The following is a 17,869-nucleotide window of genomic DNA, read 5'->3' as shown; positions in this document are numbered from 1 at the left end:
TAGTATCATAGTTATAATAAAAATGACGGTTTAATTACATTTTGTTAAACCGTCTGGATAAGTAAGAAGATTATGACAACAAACAAAACCACAATTAGCTCACTTAAGTATGGCTCGTTGCTTTTGGCCTCCAGCATGCTGCTAACAGCTTGCTCTGAGAAACCAGAGCCTGAAGCAAATGAGCAGCAACAAGTTGCAAAGCAGCATTTTAGTGAACATTCAAAGCCAGTGGTATACCAAGTGTTTACTCGCCTGTTTGGTAATACGCAAACGGCCAATGTGCCATGGGGTACAAAAGAGCAAAATGGTGTGGGTACATTTAGTGATTTTAATGATACGGCTTTAGCGGGTATTAAAGAGCTTGGCACAACTCATATTTGGTATACCGGCGTTTTACACCACGCATTGGTGGGCGACTACAGCCAGTATGGAATTAGCCAAGATGATCCTGATGTTGTAAAAGGGCGTGCGGGGTCACCCTATGCGATTAAAGACTATTACGATGTAAACCCTGATTTAGCAATCAACCCAGAACGTCGACTAGAAGAGTTTTCAGCATTAATAGAGCGCACCCATCAACATGGAATGAAAGTGGTTATTGATATCGTGCCAAATCATGTTGCACGCCATTATAAGTCAACCGCAAAACCTACTGGCGTAAAAGATTTTGGTGAACAAGATGACACCAGCGTAGAGTATGCTCGCGATAATAACTTTTATTATGTAACAGGGCAGTCGTTTCAAGTGCCAACCAGCGAAGGCTACCAAGTACTTGGTGGTAACGCGCATCCATTAGCCGATAACCTCTTTGACGAAACACCTGCTAAATGGACGGGCAACGGTGCGCGTGCTGCTAAACCAGATATAAACGACTGGTACGAAACAGTTAAAGTTAACTACGGGGTAAAACCAGACGGCAGTTATGACTTTCCTACTTTACCGAACGATTATGCCAATAAAGATTTACGTGCTCATTTTGAGTTTTGGCAAGACAAAGACTTACCTAACAGCTGGTATAAGTTTCGTGATATCGCACTGCACTGGCTAGATAAAGGCGTAGATGGCTTTCGCTATGATATGGCTGAAATGGTGCCTGTGGAGTTTTGGAGTTTTTTAAACTCGTCGATTAAAATGCACAACCCAGATGCATTTTTGTTAGCCGAAGTATACAACCCAACTTTATACCGCCCTTATATTCATCAAGGGAAGATGGATTACCTCTACGACAAAGTAGGCTTTTACGACACGCTTAAAGGCGTGATGCAAGGCAGGCAAGCTGCAAACAGCATTTTTGCACCACAGCAAGCCGTTGCAGACATTGAACAACACATGCTGCACTTTTTAGAAAATCATGACGAGCAACGTATCGCAAGCCCTGATTTTGCCGGCAGTGCTGACAAAGGTAAACCCGCGCTGGTGGTATCAAACCTTATTAGCCGCGCTCCAACACTGCTATATTTTGGTCAAGATGTAGGTGAAGACGGCTCTGAAGATGCAGGCTTTGGCAAGCCAACTCGTACCAGTATTTTTGATTATATTGGCGTGCCAGCGCATCAAGCATGGATGAATAATGGCAAATTTGACGGTGGTGCGTTAACTGCTGAGCAAAGCCAATTACGTGAATATTATAAATCAGTGATGGCACTGAGCAGGCACCCAGCAATTGTGGCCGGTGACATGCAACCACTTACGGTGACAGGGAATGAGCAGGTTGCTGCGTTTAGCCGCAGTATTGGCAAGCAACAGCTGTGGGTTGTGAGTAATTTTTCGAGCGCACAAACAATCGTCACCATTGAAATACCAATGACTACCTTAGTTGATGATGAACGTGGCGAGTTTAAGTTACTGGATTTACTTGAAGCAAACCAAACCGCAGTGATGAATATCACCGAACAACAGGCACAAATCAGTCTAACTTTAAATGCGCTTAGCAGTGCAGTATTAACCACTGGAGCACATGATGAGAGATAACAAACCCGATTTAAGCTTTTGGCAAATATGGAACATGTGCTTTGGCTTTTTAGGTATTCAATTTGGCTTTGCGCTGCAAAACGGTAACGTGAGCCGAATATTTCAAACATTGGGTGCAAACGTTGATGACATTCCTATTTTATGGGTGGCAGCGCCGTTAACAGGCTTAATTGTGCAACCGATTATAGGGTATTGGAGCGATAAAACTTGGGGCAAACTAGGGCGTCGTCGTCCGTTCTTTTTTATACGGCGCTATTTTAACGACCTTATCACTGTTTATTATGCCCAACTCTCCTACATTATGGATAGCGGCAGGTATGCTGTGGATCATGGATGCTTCTATCAACGTTACCATGGAACCATTTCGAGCTTTAGTAGGCGATAACCTCCCAAAAAAACAGCGAGCAACGGGCTATGCCATGCAAAGCTTTTTTATTGGTGTTGGCGCGGTTGTGGCATCAGCATTACCGTGGATGATGACCAACTGGTTTGATATTGCCAATACCGCACCACTGGGGCAAATTCCAGATTCTGTGAAGTATTCATTTTACTTTGGCGGAGTCATTTTATTAATTGCGGTTGGTTGGACGATTCTAACCACCAAAGAATATTCACCTGAGCAACTGGCTAAATTTAACGAACAAGACAACGCTGATGAACCACAAAGCATAACCAATACAGTTAACTTTACGAAAGGCGGTATTATTTTTACTGTACTTGGTTTAGCTGTGCTTGGGCTTGTAACAGGGCTAAGTCTTGAAAAGAGCTTTACCTACTTGCTGGTGGCTTAGTGAGCTTTGGGGTTATTCAATTTATTGCAGGTGCACTTAAAGCAAAGCAAGCAACAAAAGGCGGCTTTTACCAAGTAGTAAACGATGTATTCACTATGCCAGAGGCGATGAAACAACTCGCCTGGGTGCAGTTCTTTAGTTGGTTTGCACTGTTTGCAATGTGGATTTACACCACGTCAGCGGTGACCAGTTTTCATTACGGTAGCAGCGATACCAGCTCTGCGGCGTACAATAACGGCGCTGATTGGGTCGGTATTTTGTTTGCAGCTTACAACGGTTTTGCCGCAATTGCCGCGTTATGTATCCCGGTCATCGTAAAGCGTGTGGGTTTAAAGCTCGCGCATGCAATTAACTTAGTATTAGGGGCACTAGGGTTAGTTAGCTTTATTGTCATTAAAGATCCAACGTTACTTATTTGGCCAATGGTAGGCATTGGTTTTGCGTGGGCGTCTATTTTATCACTGCCGTATGCCATGTTAAGTACCTCAGTACCGAGCCATAAAATGGGCGTGTACATGGGAATTTTTAACTTCTTCATTGTGATCCCACAATTACTTGCAGCCAGCGTGTTAGGCCTCATTTTACGTCACTTCTTTGAGAATCAACCTATATATGCATTAGTGCTAGGCGCTGTGTCATTTGTATTGGCGGCTGTTGCTGTGCTGCGTGTTAAGCACACACAGTAACGTTTGCACGCTCTATCACTAAGAGAAAGAATTAAGGGTAAAAAATGAAAAAATACAACATCATCACCACAAGCTTACTTATGCTCGGTTTAACAGCTTGCAGCACAGAACAAGCAAAAACAGATACACACGTTACTTCGCAATTATCAGCACCGGGTGCGCCTGGCGTAGAGCCATTTTGGGCATACTCAGGTAAAACCGGTATTGGCACGTCATTTGAGCAATACCAAAAGGGGGCTTATAGCGATAATGCAGCAACAGGCACTGTATCAAAAGTATGGTTTTCAATTGCCAAAGGCATGATCACCGAAACCATGTTCGGGCTTATTCACCAAGCGCAAATTAAAGACATGCAGTTTGTGGTTGTCGGTAAAGACTTTACCGTCACAGAAGCCGACGACCTTGATGTTACGATTGATTATTTATACAAAGATGCGCAAGGTCGCCCGTTATCACTGGCTTACAAAGTAACCAGCAGTGACAAGCAAGGCCGCTTTAGCCTAGAAAAACACATATTTACCGATCCAGACGGCCAAACCTTATTTGTTCGCAGTATTTTTAATACCAAGCTTGATGGCGTAAAAGCTTATGTAAGTGTTAACCCATATATTGATAACAACGGCCTTGATGACTTTGCAAAAACAACGGAGCAAGGCTTGGTTGCTTGGCAGGGCGATAGTTACTTATCACTGCAAGGCGCAAAACCGTTTAAACAAACCAGTGTTGGTTTTACAGGTAAGAGCGATGGCCTAAGTGATCTTAAAACCTCACAGCAACTAAACAATGTTTATACCAACACCGGTGAGCAATCAGGTAATGTGAGCCTACTGGCTGAGTTGGGGGAAATTGGCAAAAACAGTCAATTTGACTTAACCCTTAGCTTTAGCAACAGTGAACAGGCAAGCTTTAAAGAAGGCCAAGCAAGTTTAAATCGTGGCTATCAACAAGTACTTGATAACTATAACGGTAAAGGTGCAGCATTAGGTTGGCAAGATTACCTACAAAGCCTTGAGCCGCTTAACAGCATGACAGCGCAAACAGCTGATAATGGCAAACTACTTTATACCAGTGCCATGGTGTTAAAAGCGCAAGAAGATAAAACCCATGCAGGTGCATTGATTGCGTCGTTATCAAACCCTTGGGGCGAAACCGTATCAGCAAAAACGGGCTCAACCGGTTACAAAGCGGTATGGGTGCGTGACTTTTACCAAGTAGCCATGGCGTTCATGGCAATGGGTGATACCGCTACGGCAAAAACGGCATTTGAATACCTTGAAAAAGTACAAGTAAACGCCAAAACACCGGGTAACAATGGCGATACTGGCTGGTTTTTACAAAAAACACATGTAGACGGTGAGCTTGAATGGGTAGGCGTACAGCTTGACCAAACAGCCATGCCTATTATGCTCGCGTGGAAATTGCACCAAGCCAATGTATTAACAGATGCAGAGCTAACTGATTGGTACGGCCGTATGTTAAAACCGGCTGCTGATTTTTTAGTTGATGGTGGCCGTGCTAAAATCTTGTGGAACGACATGCAAATCACGCCGCCAGCCACACAACAAGAGCGCTGGGAAGAGCAAGAAGGATATTCACCTTCAACAACCGCCGCTGTTGTAGCGGGGCTTATTACCGCCGCTGATATTGCAAAACTTGCAGGTGATGATCAAAACTCAAAGCGTTACCTAGCAACCGCTAAAAAATACAACAGTGATATTGAAAGCATGATGTTCACCACCAAAGGTAATTTAGAATCAAGTTATTCAGATGGTGAGTATTTTATCCGTATTGGTCAAGATAAAGATGCTAATTCAAACACTAAAATTAATGCCAATAATGGTCGCGAAGGCTTTAATAAAAAGCAAATTTTAGACGGTGGCTTTTTAGAGCTAGTACGCTACGGCGTACGCGATGCACTTGCCCCAAGTATTGTGAAAACATTGCCTGAATATGACGATGAAACCTTAGCCGATAACTTACAAGTTAAGTACAGCTACCAGTTTAGCGATGGCAGTGGCTCATTCCCAGGCTACCGCCGTTATGGTAACGACGGTTACGGTGAAGATGAAGTCACGGGGACTAACTACGCAGAAGGCGGGCAGAATACTCCAGGTCAACGTGGACGTGTTTGGCCGTTTTTCACCGGAGAGCGCGGCCATTACGAAATTGCCGCAGCTAATGCCACGCAATCGTTAAACGCAGAAAAGCAACAATCTATTAAAAACACCTACGTAAAAGGCCTAGAGCAGTTTGCTAACGAAGGCATGATGCTCCCTGAGCAAGTATGGGATGGCGTAGGCAATAATAAAGCAGGCTACCAACTTGGCGAGGGCACGAACTCTGCCACACCACTTGCGTGGACACACGCAGAGTACGTTAAATTGGTTCGCTCTTTAAGCGATAAACACGTATGGGATCACTACCCTGTGGTTGAAAAAGCACTAAAGTAAGTTTGTTTTAATAGGTAATACTAAGAGCCACGGTTAACAGCCGTGGTTTTTTACGTTAAGGCTTTATCAATTGGGATCATTGGTAACTAAAATTTTTTAATAATATTAAGTGATGGAGTTTAGTGGTGTTTAATTCGATTGTTTTCATTTAGTAAAAATGTAGATTCTCGATTAAGTAAATTCTCGCTATGAGAGGAACGAATTTTTGTTGCCATCTTCCTGATAAGTTAGTAAGTTAATAATATTATTATAAATTTTAAAGTGTATTTACGAAGAATAGGGCAAACACTCGCGAGTGTTTATCGGTATTCTTGGTAAAACGCTGTTATAAGCCTAAAGGAATATCGTGTGAAATCTCTCCTTCTATTATTATCAATGATTTCACTCCATTGTTACGGTGTTAATGATGTAGATATTGAAAATTGGAAAGCTGACCTTGAGTTTTACTCTAAAAACATGTCTGAAAAACATATAGATCTTTACCATACGATTTCTAGGCAAAGCTTTAATGAAGAGGTAGCGCAACTTAAAGACTCTCTTCCCTCCTTAACGAAAAATCAGTTGTTAATTGAACTGATGAGGTTAACTCACAAAATTGGTGATGGGCATACATCATTTCCTTTATGGGGGCTAATTTGAAAAGCTTTCCAATTCAATTAAAGGTACTTAATGGAAAGCTTTATGTAATTAAAACCACCAAGGAATTTAAGCATCTCCTTGGTGCGAAACTTGAGAAAATTAACGGTATGAATGCGGAAGAGATCTACCATTTATTTTCTCAACTAACCCCCTTTTTCTGAAAACAAATACTCAACACAAGTAAGAGCAGCACAATATATCCCAAAAGCCGAGTTACTAAATGGACTGGGAATTATAAACGATACATTTCAGGCTAGATTTATATTCACAATAGGTAAAGAACTAATTGAACAGCAATTAGAACCATCTTACACAAATGATTACACAGCCGAACTCAGCTATCAAAACAACTCCATATTTTCGATTTCGGAAAAGCTAAACGATAACCTTTGGTTTGGGTCGTTAAACGATAAAAAAGTGGTCTATTTTAAATTCCGACGTTATACATCAATCTCAAAAATGGAATCATTGGGTGAAGATTTATTGTCTTTCATCAATAAAAACAAATCTAAAAAGCTAATCATTGACCTTAGAGACAATTATGGCGGCGACTTTTTTGTAGGTTTAAAGCTGGCTCAACTTCTCGTACTGGCTGACACTATAGATTGGAAATCTGGAGTTTATGTTCTTATTGATAATGTCACTTTCTCTGCTGCAATGAGTAACGCAGCTCAGTTTTCTCAATTACTGAACGCAAAATTAATTGGTGAACCTACAGGAGCCAAACCTTCAGGGTATCAAGATATGGGCCAGTTTATTCTACCCAATTCCAACTTAGAAGTGACGTATTCAAAACGACTATATCATTTCACTAGTGATATTAAGGATGCGTTATACCCTGATATTAATATTGGGGTATCAATTGATGACTATATTTCAAAAAAGGATCCTCAATTAAAATGGATATTAGATGATATAGGTATGAATTAATCGGCTTATAATCGGGTAGCCGGAGGTCTCCTCCAGCCCCCACACCACCCATCATGCGCTTTTTATTAACAGGAAGTGCAATGGGCGGTTCATCTCCCGTAATGAATATTGATCCAAATATCTCTCAATGATGCTAAACCTTGTGATGCTAGATAGTCATTGCCCAGCGGAATGTTAATTCCTTTTGTTTTAGAACTTCGACAAGGGCCCTCGCTTGCAAGCGCCTACTTTTGGTGCTGGTGATACCACAGGCTATGGCGAGTCGTTCGCTAACACCTAATTTCATTAAACTGCGTACTTTGGTACGGGCTATTCCTTAATAGAGAGCGCCATTTTCGCCAGTAGCACATCCTTATCCTACGGCGGATCTAATGATTTAAATCTAACCTCAGCTATAAAAAATCAAAGTCAAAATAGACAGTCTAATGGGCCGACGGCAGCTTTTTCCTTAAGGAATGGCAAACGACTTAGCTGTATAGAGCCTGCTATCCTTTAAATAAACAGCGGAACATTACAGTTAACAAAGGCATGAATAAATTGACCTTGCGAGGTCAAACGAAATGAATGCATTCACTTCATTCTGCGGCAACTGTATTGCTTAGTTCATAATATAGAAAAGCTGCAAAACACGATACATTAATAAAGGTAAGCCCTTATAAATAAAGAAAAATAAAGAAGACACCCATTCTAAAGTTTGTATTTCGCCAATTTTTTACTAAAGTTTAATTAGTCTAAAAAACAAACAGGGTGAAATATGGCTACTGCAAGAAAACGGCAAGTAAGTTTGGCAGATACAAAGTATTATCACTGTATTTCACGTTGCGTTCGGCGTGCATTTTTATGTGGTGAAGATCATTTTACTGGCCAATCCTACGAACACCGCAGAGGCTGGGTTGAAGATAAGCTATTAGAGTTAGCCAAGGTATTTTGTATTGATGTGTGTGCTTATGCCGTAATGAGTAACCACAGCCATTTAGTACTCTATGTTGATGATAAAAAAGCAAACAGGTTGAATGACAAAGCAATTGTTATGCGCTGGCATAAACTGTGTAAAGGCACCTTGCTAACGCAGAAATACGTACAAGGTGAGAAGCTAAGCAAATCAGAGCTCATCTTTTTTAATCAAACGGTCAAACAGTATCGCGAACGCTTATCAAACATTAGCTGGTTTATGCGGTTGCTAAATGAAGATATAGCGCGCAAAGCGAATAAGGAAGACAACTGCACAGGCCGGTTTTGGGAAGGTCGCTTTAAATCACAAGCTTTGTTAGACGAAGCAGCACTTGCAGCATGTATGGCCTATGTAGACTTAAACCCCATTAGAGCGAAAATGGCTAATACCCTAGAAGAGTCTGACCATACCAGTGTTCAAAAACGTTTAACAAGCGCGACAGAAGGTAAGCAACCTAAACAGTTATTTCGCTTTGCAGGTATGTCGCGTCAAATAATGCCTAAAGGACTGCCATTTGAGGTTAAATCATACCTTGAACTTGTTGAGTTAACAGGACGAATAATACGGGAGGATAAACGAGGGCATATTGATAATTCTTGTCTTCCTTTACTAGAAAGATTAAATATATCCCCAGAAAACTGGTTAAAACTAACCACTCAATTTACACGTGTGTTTCATGGTGCTGTAGGCAGGGCATCATCACATGAAAGTTATTGTGAAAACCTCAACCGCAAACGGCGCACAAACATGAGTAACTGTGAAAAGTTATTCGGATAGAGCGAAATCCCCATAGAAGTACTTTCACTGCATAACGCAGGTATTCTCATGTCTGTTATTTAAGTTTTACAACGAAACTCACTTATTTTGAAACATAAGCTAGTTTCACAAAGTGATATGTGCGTACATTCAGCATTTAAATTTTAATTTTGTAGTGCTATTTGAATAATTTAAAGTGGGTGTCATTGTAGTTGTCCAACGTGGTGGTGGAAAAATCGAAAAAGTTCCTATTTTCATTGCTCTTGATCGTAGTGGTGCTATATCTCACAAGGTTTTAAAACGAAATACAAAAGAAAATATTCAAGCACAATTGAAGCCTTTATTATCATCAGGCTCAGTGCTTTGTACTGATGGAAACTTATCGTATAAAGGTATTGCTAAAGAACTCGATATTGACCATAAACGTTTGATTGGGTTGGATAACCAAAGAGTGGTAGAAGGTATTTACCATATCCAAACACTTAATAATTATATGATGCGATGGAAGGCATGGTTAAGACGTTTTAATGGCATTGGTACAGACTACATTGAGAATTATTTAAGCTGGTTTAGGTTTATGGAAGATAACACTGAGTATTCAGATCAAACATGGATAAAAAGAGACATTATGATATGAATTTTCAATACCCACACTCAACTACAACATAGCCCTACAGATTCAGTGATCTAAATCTACCGTTAGTTGATAAGCGTGGCTGTTAGGTAATAGTATTTCGACTGAGTGAATACATCTGGGCCTAGAATCTGTATTACTCTTAAGCGCAGCGTCTCTGAACCTCTTTGTGAATAATTCAATTGAAGATCTTTTGCACAAAGAGAAGTGAATGAGAAGTAAATGAGGATGAACTTGAAGGCTAATATCGATATGTGAAAACACGATGCATTAAGAAGGGTAAGTCCTTATCACCTTAAATAAGCCACTCAAAGACCTGTAACCCACGCTATAAGTCCGATCAAAGCAACAGCAAATTCTCTTTTTATATTTTACGTAAAATCGAAGTAACTAATTGAATAAAAATAGGAACTCGGCTATGGTTAATGCATCAATAAAAATAAATGATAAACGGGTTATTCTACAGGCTCGTTAGGCATACAAGGAGTAAATAGATGGATCAAACCAAAAATCGAGTAATCGCCGTCATTTTAGGTATTGCGCTGGCTTATGCATCAATAGTTATTGCAGGTATTGGTGCTGCCGTAGCCATACCAGCTGACATTCTAAAACCTGTTGCACAAGTATCAGGCTTACTTGCATTCACTCTGGTCGACTTGTTCACCATTGCGGTGCCGCTGGCAGCAGCATTTTTAGTGGTAGCTTTCGCCAGTAAGCTGGTAATCAGCAAGCCAGATTTCACTTTTTATGCGTTGTTGCTCGCGCCTTTAGTACTCTTGCAGCTGTATTTTGTCGTGCAATCACAGCCTCAGATGCTCAACAACATCATTACAACGCTGCCGCGTTATCTGTTGTTAGCTGTGTGCTTTTACTTTTTAGCTCGCAGGACTAAGCAGGCAAGTGCTATATAATCGGGTAGCCGGAGGTCTCTAACCTCCAGCTCCCACACCACCCATCATGCGCTTTTTATTAACAGGAAGTGCAATGGGCGGTTCACCTCCCGTAATGAATATTGATCCAAATATCCCTCAATGACGCTAAACCTTGTGAAGTTAAGTAGTTATTGCCTAGCGCAATGTTAATTCCTTTTGTTTTTGAGCTTCGACAAGCGCCTACTTTTGGTACTGATTCGCTAACACCCAATTTCATTAAACTGCGTATTTTAGTGCGGGCTATAACTTTATAAAGAGCGCTATTGTGCCAGTAGCACATTCTTATTCTACGACGGATCCAACGATCTAAATCCACCGTCAGCTATAAAAAATCAAAGTTAATATAGACAGTCCAATGGGGATACGGCAGCTTTTTACTTAAGGAATGGCAAACGACTAGGCTGTATAGAGCCTGCTTTCCTTTAAATAAACAGCGGAATATTACAGTCAATAAAGGCATGAGCAAGTTAGCCTTACGCGGACAAAGGAAAGTGCATGCATTCACTTCATTCCTTCCAAGGCGCCAATTAAAGCAACAGCAAATCCTCTTTTTATATTTTACGTAAAATCGACGTAACAAATTGAATCTGCAGAATCAAAAAAGGAACTCGGCTATGGTTAATACATCAATAAAAATAAATTAAAAACGAGTATTTCTACAGGCTCGTTAGGTGTTTCTCAAGTTTGGAGTGAGTGTGGGATTTAAATTTTGGTTCGTTAGAGTATTAAAAGTATTTCTTGGGGTAGCAGCTTTACTCTTTATAGTTGAGTTACTTAAACAACACTCGATTCAAGAGTCATTAATTTTTGCTCTTACTTGGTCTTTTATCACAACAGCAATTTTTATTGGTTCTAGGTTATATCAATCACGTAAAGGTATAGAGTGTGCCTTATGCAAAGATATTCCAGACAAAAGTAATAAAAACATCTAACACATATGAGCCTTAACTCTATCAATAGGCACTAGTATTTTATTTGACCGTTTTTATTCAGTGACGGTCAATTCCAAATCAACTCTAATTCAATAAGCAAATTCATTTACTTCGTCTGTCGATGCGGCTGTTAAGCAAGTAGCTTACAGCAAACACATGGCGCGTTACGCAGTAATCTCTTATTGCGATCTCATCGCAGCCAGGCTTTTCCCATATCCTTTGAGCTTACTGGGGCACTACGACTAAATGGATTTAGAAGGTAGAGTGAAGCAAGATGCCTGAGCCGAGACATTCATCGGTTAACCTAAACAGGTAAATGACTTAGGCCTACAGGCATATAATCAGGTTCACCTTATTGGTAACATCTTTGTGGGTAATTCAGTGAAAGATCTCTTGCAAAAAGAGCTGTTATAAATTGAACCAAAATAGGAACTAAGTTATGGTTAAGCTATTAATAACTCCTATTGAAACGAGTAACTTTGTAGGCTCGTACTATTTAAGGATGATTCGCATTGAATACACTCAAGTTTAGCGATTTTCTTCACTCGAGACCTCCTCCTAAAGGGATTGATGTTTTATGTAAGTTGCAACATTTTGCAATCATCACTTATGCAGTAGACCCTTCAAGGTTCGATGGGATGTTTCCTGCACGTTTTAAGTTAGACACCTTACAAATCAACGGTGAAGAAAAAGCGCTTATTTCAGTCGTGCCATTTATTGATGTTGATTTTACTTCCGCAGTTTATCCATTTCCTAAATTTACTATGGGGCAAACTAATTACCGGATCTATATAATAGATAAGCAAACCAATGAACGCTGTGTTTGGTTTTTGGGAACCACGTTAGATTCATGGACGATTGCAGTACCCAGGTTACTTTGGAATTTACCTTGGTACCCAGGTAAAGTTAAGTTTGATTGTGAGTTTGATGAAACAGAACAAATATACCGTAAATATAAAATGACGACAGAAGCTGCCTGGGCTCCTGTAAGCGTCGAACTAACACAGAGCAAAGATGCAAAAATTGAATTGTTGGGATTCCCTGATACGCAAACGGGGCTTGTGTATTTAACGCATCCATTAGCTGGCTTTTATTATCGTCGTGATGGGAAGCTAGGTACTTACAGGGTGTGGCACAAGCAATTAGAAGTAGCTTCTGCAAACGTAAAGTCTGCTCGTTTTGGTTTATTATCTCGCTTAGGTTTAGTTACTGAAAAAGAACAACAACTACCACATAGTGTACTAATTGAGCCGATAAATGAATTCACTATTTATTTACCGCCCAAAGTAGTGGGATAAGAGTATATTCCCCGTTGCGGGTAGCGTTTTAAATTAATATTGAGTATCTAAATTTATGGATGAAAACAGTGAAGTCTGGCGTCAATATTACGAAAGAGCGTTATCACGGCCACACTCAAAACGTACTGAATTTGCAATTCGGCTCAATAAATCTAGTTTTAAAGCCGCAATAGATTGTGGCTGTGGTACAGGTAGTGATATCCAATACTTAGATCAACAGGGTTTTCAAGTTGTTGGTCTTGATATTAACCCTGACTCTGTCGCCATTTGTAGAGATAGATTTGCTGCTAAGCCATCGATAGAAATAGTTGAGTGTTCATTTGAGGATTTCGTTTACCCAAAATCTAGTGTAGTAATTGCCAACTCAAGTTTTTTCTTTGCTGATCCGAGTCGATTTGCAGCAACATGGAGCCGAATTAACTCTTCTATTCAAGCTGGTGGTGTGTTTGCTGGTGATTTTATGGGGTTCAAAGACACTTGGGCTGACAATTACCGTAGCCCAACAACACCTTTGTCAGAACTACAAGTAAGGGCTTTATTCTCTGATTTCGAGATTGTAAGTTTCTCCGAGCGTGATGAAACAGCGAAGACCTCGTTAGGCAGAATAAAGCATTGGCACACTTATTCTGTAGTCGCGATGAAACGTGTGTAACAACTAATCCAAGCGAGCCTTTTAACAGCTTAATGCTGTACCTCACTACTTATCATCACAACGGGTTACTTCTATTTTATAATGTTTGCCTTCCTTTAAAAAAGCAACTCACTTCTTACACTAAAAACACTTTAATTTCAGAGGTGATTGGTCACCCAATTTAATCCTGTTTCAGCTGGTTTTCATTTTTAAAAATAAAAAATGCAAAAAAATTAGCCTGATTACAATTTATTTTTAGAATTGGTTTACCAATTAAGGCTAGTAAAAAATTATTGTTTCTGGTTCTTTTTGATGATTTTTTATGAAACTAAAAATATGCATAAAGAAAGAAATAAAACTTATTTTGTTGATAAATTTGATTTTATATTTTGTTAACAGGTGTAACAAAAATAAGAATCAACCTTATTTATTGGTTTTATAGGTGTTGCAAATAATTAACAGTGAATATGCATTTCGTTCACTAGCTGATTGACCGCTGGTATTAAATTGGTAACTTTCATCATGTCGTATTTAATTTTTTTACGTGATTTTTTGGTTACCAATTACTACACACAATTAAATCTTACTGTGGATTTCCTAGGTTAATGATAAGAGTTTAACCAGATTGTTAGGGTTTCTTTATGTATTTATTAGGAGAAATAAAGATAATGTTTATGAAACAAAACCTACTTATGTTATCGGTATTGGCTGCATGTTCAACTGTTGCGCAAGCGGCAACTATTAATAACTCAGGATTTGAGAATGGTTGGAGTGATTGGCAGGAAGTGGATCCTGCTGCAATATCTGGAGATGCCTATCAAGGGTCTCAATCGTTAAAAATTCAAGGAAGTCCAGGGCGCGTACATCAAGTCGTTGATGTACAGAGAAATACTGAATATACCCTAAGTGCTTATGTTTTAGGTAAAGGTCAAATTGGTATTAATGATCTTAATGGGTTATTTAAAAATAAAAAGTTTGATGTTTCATCTTGGACTAAAGTTTCAAGAACATTTACTTCAGCAAATACTGACTCTCTGCAAGTATTTGCAAAGCATGATAATAACTCGAGTGATGTTCGTTTCGACAACTTTTCACTGGTGGAGTCGAATGGCGGCGGAGGTTCTGCTGGTGGAGGTGATGATGGAGATAGTGGCGACGGTACAACGATCCCTAGCAGCATTACAAGTGGTAGCATCTTTGACCTTGAAGGGAATGATCCAAATCCACTAGTTAATGACAGTACGCTTGTATTTGTACCGCTTGAAGCTCAGCATATTACGCCAAATGGTAACGGTTGGCGCCATGAGTATAAAGTTAAATCAAGTTTGCGTGTTGCAATGACTGATACTTATGAAGTGTTTGAAGCGAGCGTTAAAGTAGACATGTCCGATGGTGGTAAAACGATTATTGCTCAGCATCACGCGAGTGATACAGGCACAATAATGAAGGTCTATGTGTCTGACTCAGCAGAGTCTGGATTTGATGACAGCGTTGCGGGTAATGGTGTTTTTGATGTGTATGTTCGTTTGCGTAACACCAGCGGTAACGAAGAAAAATATGCGTTAGGTACGATCACCAGCGGTGGGTCGTTTGATTTGAGAGTCGTGAATAATTATGGTGACGTTGATGTGTCTGCTTTAGGGTCTAGTTTTGGCATCCCTGTTGAAGATGACTCAGCCTCTTACTTCAAGTTTGGTAATTATTTACAATCACAAGATACATCGACATTAGATGATTGTGGTGAATCAGGTAATTCAAATTCATTTAAAGAGTGCTTTGAAGATTTAGGGATCACTGCTTCTAAAGTAACAATGACGAATGTTACCTACACTCGAGTAACAAACTAACTTTGTTGATAAATACCACGCGATTATAAAATCGCGTGGTATTTATTATGGCTTATGAGTTAATACGTCCATTTAATTGTAAAGTCGATATTTTGAGGCTCACCGTAGTTGGCAAAATCAATATTAGCCCAATATTTTTCGTCAGTTATATTGGTTGCACTTAGTGTTGCATTCCATGCGTTATTAAAGCGCCAGTTAGCGTATAAGTTAACCAGCATGTAAGCACCTTGTTGGTAAGTTACTCCTTCACTTTCGAGTGGGTGATTCACGCCATACCCAGTGATTTCACTTTGCCAATTAATGCCACCACCTATATTTAATTTCTCTAACGATCCTGTGAATTGATAATGCGTGGAAAGCTGAACAGAGTGCTCTGGCAAGTTGGTCCAAATGCGGTCGTTTTCATTACGAGTGGTGTCAACATAGGTATATCCAGCATTTATCTGCCATTCATTGCTAATGCGACCACTTAAACTAATTTCAACCCCTTTACTCTCTGTGCCATCAACACCTTTATAAGCAGAGCTTCCGTCTGGTAATGAGTAATCTGGTTGAGTTAGATCTCGAACACCGTAATTGTCTTGTTTGGTATTAAATATGGCGAAGGTTGCCATAAGTTGACCATTATAAAATTCACTTTTAATACCTGCTTCTAAGTTGCTACCGAGTACGGGTGCAAGCAAGTTATTATTTTTATCCTTGTAATTTTGTGGTGTAAAAATATCTGTGTAGCTTGTATAAAGGCTTGTTGCTGGTGTCAGATCATAAACAACACCTACGTAGGGGGTAATTTCGTTACTTACTTTATAGTCACCAGTCGTATTGGTATAAGCTGAGTCAGTATCATAATTGTCGGTGCCTGTTTCCCAGGAGGTAACCCGTGCGCCCCCGACGAATGATAAGGTCTCGGTTACCCGAAAGCGCGTTGCTGCATAAAAGCCATACTGATCTGTTTGACTTGTTCGGTACGCCCCAGTGCTAGTATAGCTGGGTTTAGGGGCTTCACCATCATAATCCCATGCATTTGGTACATTGTAAGACCAGTCAGATAGCGAGGAGTAGCCTAAGCTTGTTGATTCATGTTGGCTAATATTAAGACCGAACATAAGTTCATGTTCGCGCTCAAATAGGCTGTAACTGCCCGTCAGGTATAAATCTAGACTGTCACGCGTGTCCTCAGTGGAACCTACTGCACCTCGCAAGAATACCCCTTCGCCAGTGTCTCGATCAGGAAGACCAGAAGCATAAACACGTAAACTTTCAACCTCACCCTCGGTGTGGTTTAGTGCTGCTCGTAGTTGCCAATAGTCGTTGAAATGGTGGTTTATATCAGCAAATACAGTCGATGATTCTCGTTGCCATTTAGCCCACTTTGGCGCATAGCTGGTAGTAACGGGTAAGTTTGCTTCGTTACCATCACTGGCAAAAATGGGAATGGTACCCCATGTACTGCCCTCGGGGTTATTATCTTGGTTTTGATAACCCAGAGATACTGTTGTGTTTTGGCTAATGTCGGCTTCAATAATGCCCATCATGGCTAATTTGTCTTCTTGATAACGCTCAAGATAACTATCAGAATCTTGATATGCAACGACGAGCCGGCTTCTAACGCTGCCATCTTCGGTTAGTGGTAAAGAAATATCTGCGACACCACGGCGTCGATCCCATGAGCCAATGCCTGCGGATATAGAGGCGTCGAACTCTTGTTTTGGGCGTTTTCGTATCATATTAACCGTAGCCGAAGGTGAACCAACGCCACTTAATAAGCCATTGGCACCACGGATCACTTCGACTTGTTGATAGAGTGAGGTGTCGTATTCTTGATTAGTTGAGCCACTATAAGTTGGAATACCATCTACTTGGAAGTCGGTAATTTGAAATCCACGAGCAAAGTAGAGCGGGCGCTGACTATCATATTTTGTGACATTGACACCTGGCACATTCAGCATTATGTCGTTCATGTCAGTAATGCCGCTTAAATCCATCAGTTCGCGCGAAATACTCGTAACAGACTGTGGTAGCTCTTTGGCTGACAGTGGTATTCTAGTAGGATTTTGACTTGAAAAAGGTGAGCTTTTTACCTCTATAATTTCTATATCTTGGTTGTCTTTGCTTATATCTTTAGCTTCTTGCGCCCAAAGTGCTTGCCCATAAAGAGCAGCAGTGACAGCTAAGGCTATAGAATATCGATTTTTTTTAAAACAGGGAGCTGATGTCGTTGATGTGTTTTGCAAGCTGTGTTTTTTGTTAAAGCTCATCTGTCTATTTTCCCTTAAAAGGCTACATTAATGATAACTATTTGCATTATTATGGTTTGTGGTCTATGAGTCAATCGAAGATTCCGCAAAAAGGGTAAGAAAGATAAATAAACAGCTATGACATTGATGACTATAATGAAATAGTTAAGGGTAAACTTAGGT

General features: G+C 40.2%; 12 protein-coding genes and 3 pseudogenes. 13 read left to right on the top strand and 2 right to left on the bottom strand.

The annotated features are described in order from the left end of the window. The first annotated feature begins 72 nt into the window (after positions 1-72). From ACU8V8_RS10055 to ACU8V8_RS10035, 5 genes and pseudogenes are all read left to right on the top strand, one after another. On the top strand, positions 73-1,971 hold the full coding sequence (locus ACU8V8_RS10055) for an alpha-amylase family protein (protein ID WP_446887373.1): 1,899 nt from the start codon (positions 73-75) through the stop codon (positions 1,969-1,971). Further along, positions 1,961-3,448: pseudogene (locus tag ACU8V8_RS10050) on the top strand (MFS transporter). The gene ACU8V8_RS10055 and the pseudogene ACU8V8_RS10050 overlap by 11 nt, the downstream one beginning before the upstream one ends. A 44-nt stretch (positions 3,449-3,492) precedes the next feature. Further along, positions 3,493-5,898 carry a glycoside hydrolase family 15 protein gene (locus ACU8V8_RS10045; protein WP_446887372.1) on the top strand — a complete coding sequence of 802 codons (2,406 nt, stop codon included), beginning with the start codon at positions 3,493-3,495 and terminating at the stop codon, positions 5,896-5,898. Positions 5,899-6,246: 348 nt separating this feature from the next. After that, on the top strand, positions 6,247-6,537 hold the full coding sequence (locus tag ACU8V8_RS10040; RefSeq protein WP_446887371.1) for a hypothetical protein: 291 nt from the start codon (positions 6,247-6,249) through the stop codon (positions 6,535-6,537). Positions 6,538-7,005: 468 nt separating this feature from the next. Next, the gene (locus tag ACU8V8_RS10035; protein WP_446887370.1) at positions 7,006-7,467 is read left to right on the top strand and encodes a S41 family peptidase; all 462 of its coding nucleotides are present in this window, start codon (positions 7,006-7,008) and stop codon (positions 7,465-7,467) included. 89 nt (positions 7,468-7,556) lie between these two features. Here the strand turns inward: ACU8V8_RS10035 and ACU8V8_RS10030 are convergent. Beyond that, positions 7,557-7,835 (bottom strand): annotated as a pseudogene (locus ACU8V8_RS10030) (hypothetical protein); the annotation flags it as partial. 30 nt (positions 7,836-7,865) lie between these two features. On the opposite strand from ACU8V8_RS10030, the pseudogene ACU8V8_RS10025 reads away from it, so the two are divergent. The 8 genes and pseudogenes from ACU8V8_RS10025 to ACU8V8_RS09990 form a co-directional block, all read left to right on the top strand. Beyond that, positions 7,866-8,107, top strand: a pseudogene (locus tag ACU8V8_RS10025) (hypothetical protein); the annotation flags it as partial. Between the two features lie 114 nt (positions 8,108-8,221). Further along, entirely contained in the window at positions 8,222-9,196 is a 975-nt protein-coding gene (locus ACU8V8_RS10020; protein ID WP_446887369.1) for a transposase, read from the top strand. Between the two features lie 175 nt (positions 9,197-9,371). Next, positions 9,372-9,812: an IS1595 family transposase gene (locus tag ACU8V8_RS10015; protein ID WP_446887368.1), complete on the top strand. Its 441-nt coding sequence runs from the start codon at positions 9,372-9,374 to the stop codon at positions 9,810-9,812. A gap of 491 nt (positions 9,813-10,303) precedes the next feature. After that, the gene (locus ACU8V8_RS10010; protein ID WP_446887367.1) at positions 10,304-10,720 is read left to right on the top strand and encodes a hypothetical protein; all 417 of its coding nucleotides are present in this window, start codon (positions 10,304-10,306) and stop codon (positions 10,718-10,720) included. Positions 10,721-11,436: 716 nt separating this feature from the next. Next, positions 11,437-11,673 carry a hypothetical protein gene (locus tag ACU8V8_RS10005; RefSeq protein ID WP_446887366.1) on the top strand — a complete coding sequence of 79 codons (237 nt, stop codon included), beginning with the start codon at positions 11,437-11,439 and terminating at the stop codon, positions 11,671-11,673. Between the two features lie 512 nt (positions 11,674-12,185). Next, positions 12,186-12,971, top strand: coding sequence for a DUF2071 domain-containing protein (locus ACU8V8_RS10000; RefSeq protein ID WP_446887365.1), 786 nt, complete (start codon positions 12,186-12,188; stop codon positions 12,969-12,971). A 55-nt stretch (positions 12,972-13,026) separates the two neighbouring features. After that, entirely contained in the window at positions 13,027-13,623 is a 597-nt protein-coding gene (locus tag ACU8V8_RS09995) for a methyltransferase domain-containing protein (RefSeq protein WP_446887364.1), read from the top strand. 647 nt (positions 13,624-14,270) lie between these two features. Next, on the top strand, positions 14,271-15,449 hold the full coding sequence (locus ACU8V8_RS09990; protein ID WP_446887363.1) for a polysaccharide lyase family 7 protein: 1,179 nt from the start codon (positions 14,271-14,273) through the stop codon (positions 15,447-15,449). A gap of 59 nt (positions 15,450-15,508) precedes the next feature. Here ACU8V8_RS09990 and ACU8V8_RS09985 read toward each other — a convergent pair whose 3' ends face one another. Continuing rightward, positions 15,509-17,707, bottom strand: a complete 2,199-nt coding sequence (locus ACU8V8_RS09985) for a TonB-dependent siderophore receptor (RefSeq protein ID WP_446887362.1) — start codon at positions 17,705-17,707, stop codon at positions 15,509-15,511. Between the last annotated feature and the right edge of the window lie 162 nt (positions 17,708-17,869).

Source organism: Pseudoalteromonas sp. SaAl2, from assembly GCF_052947895.1.
The sequence above is the reverse complement of the archived record's forward strand: the minus strand, read 5'-3'. Positions and strand labels throughout refer to the sequence as shown.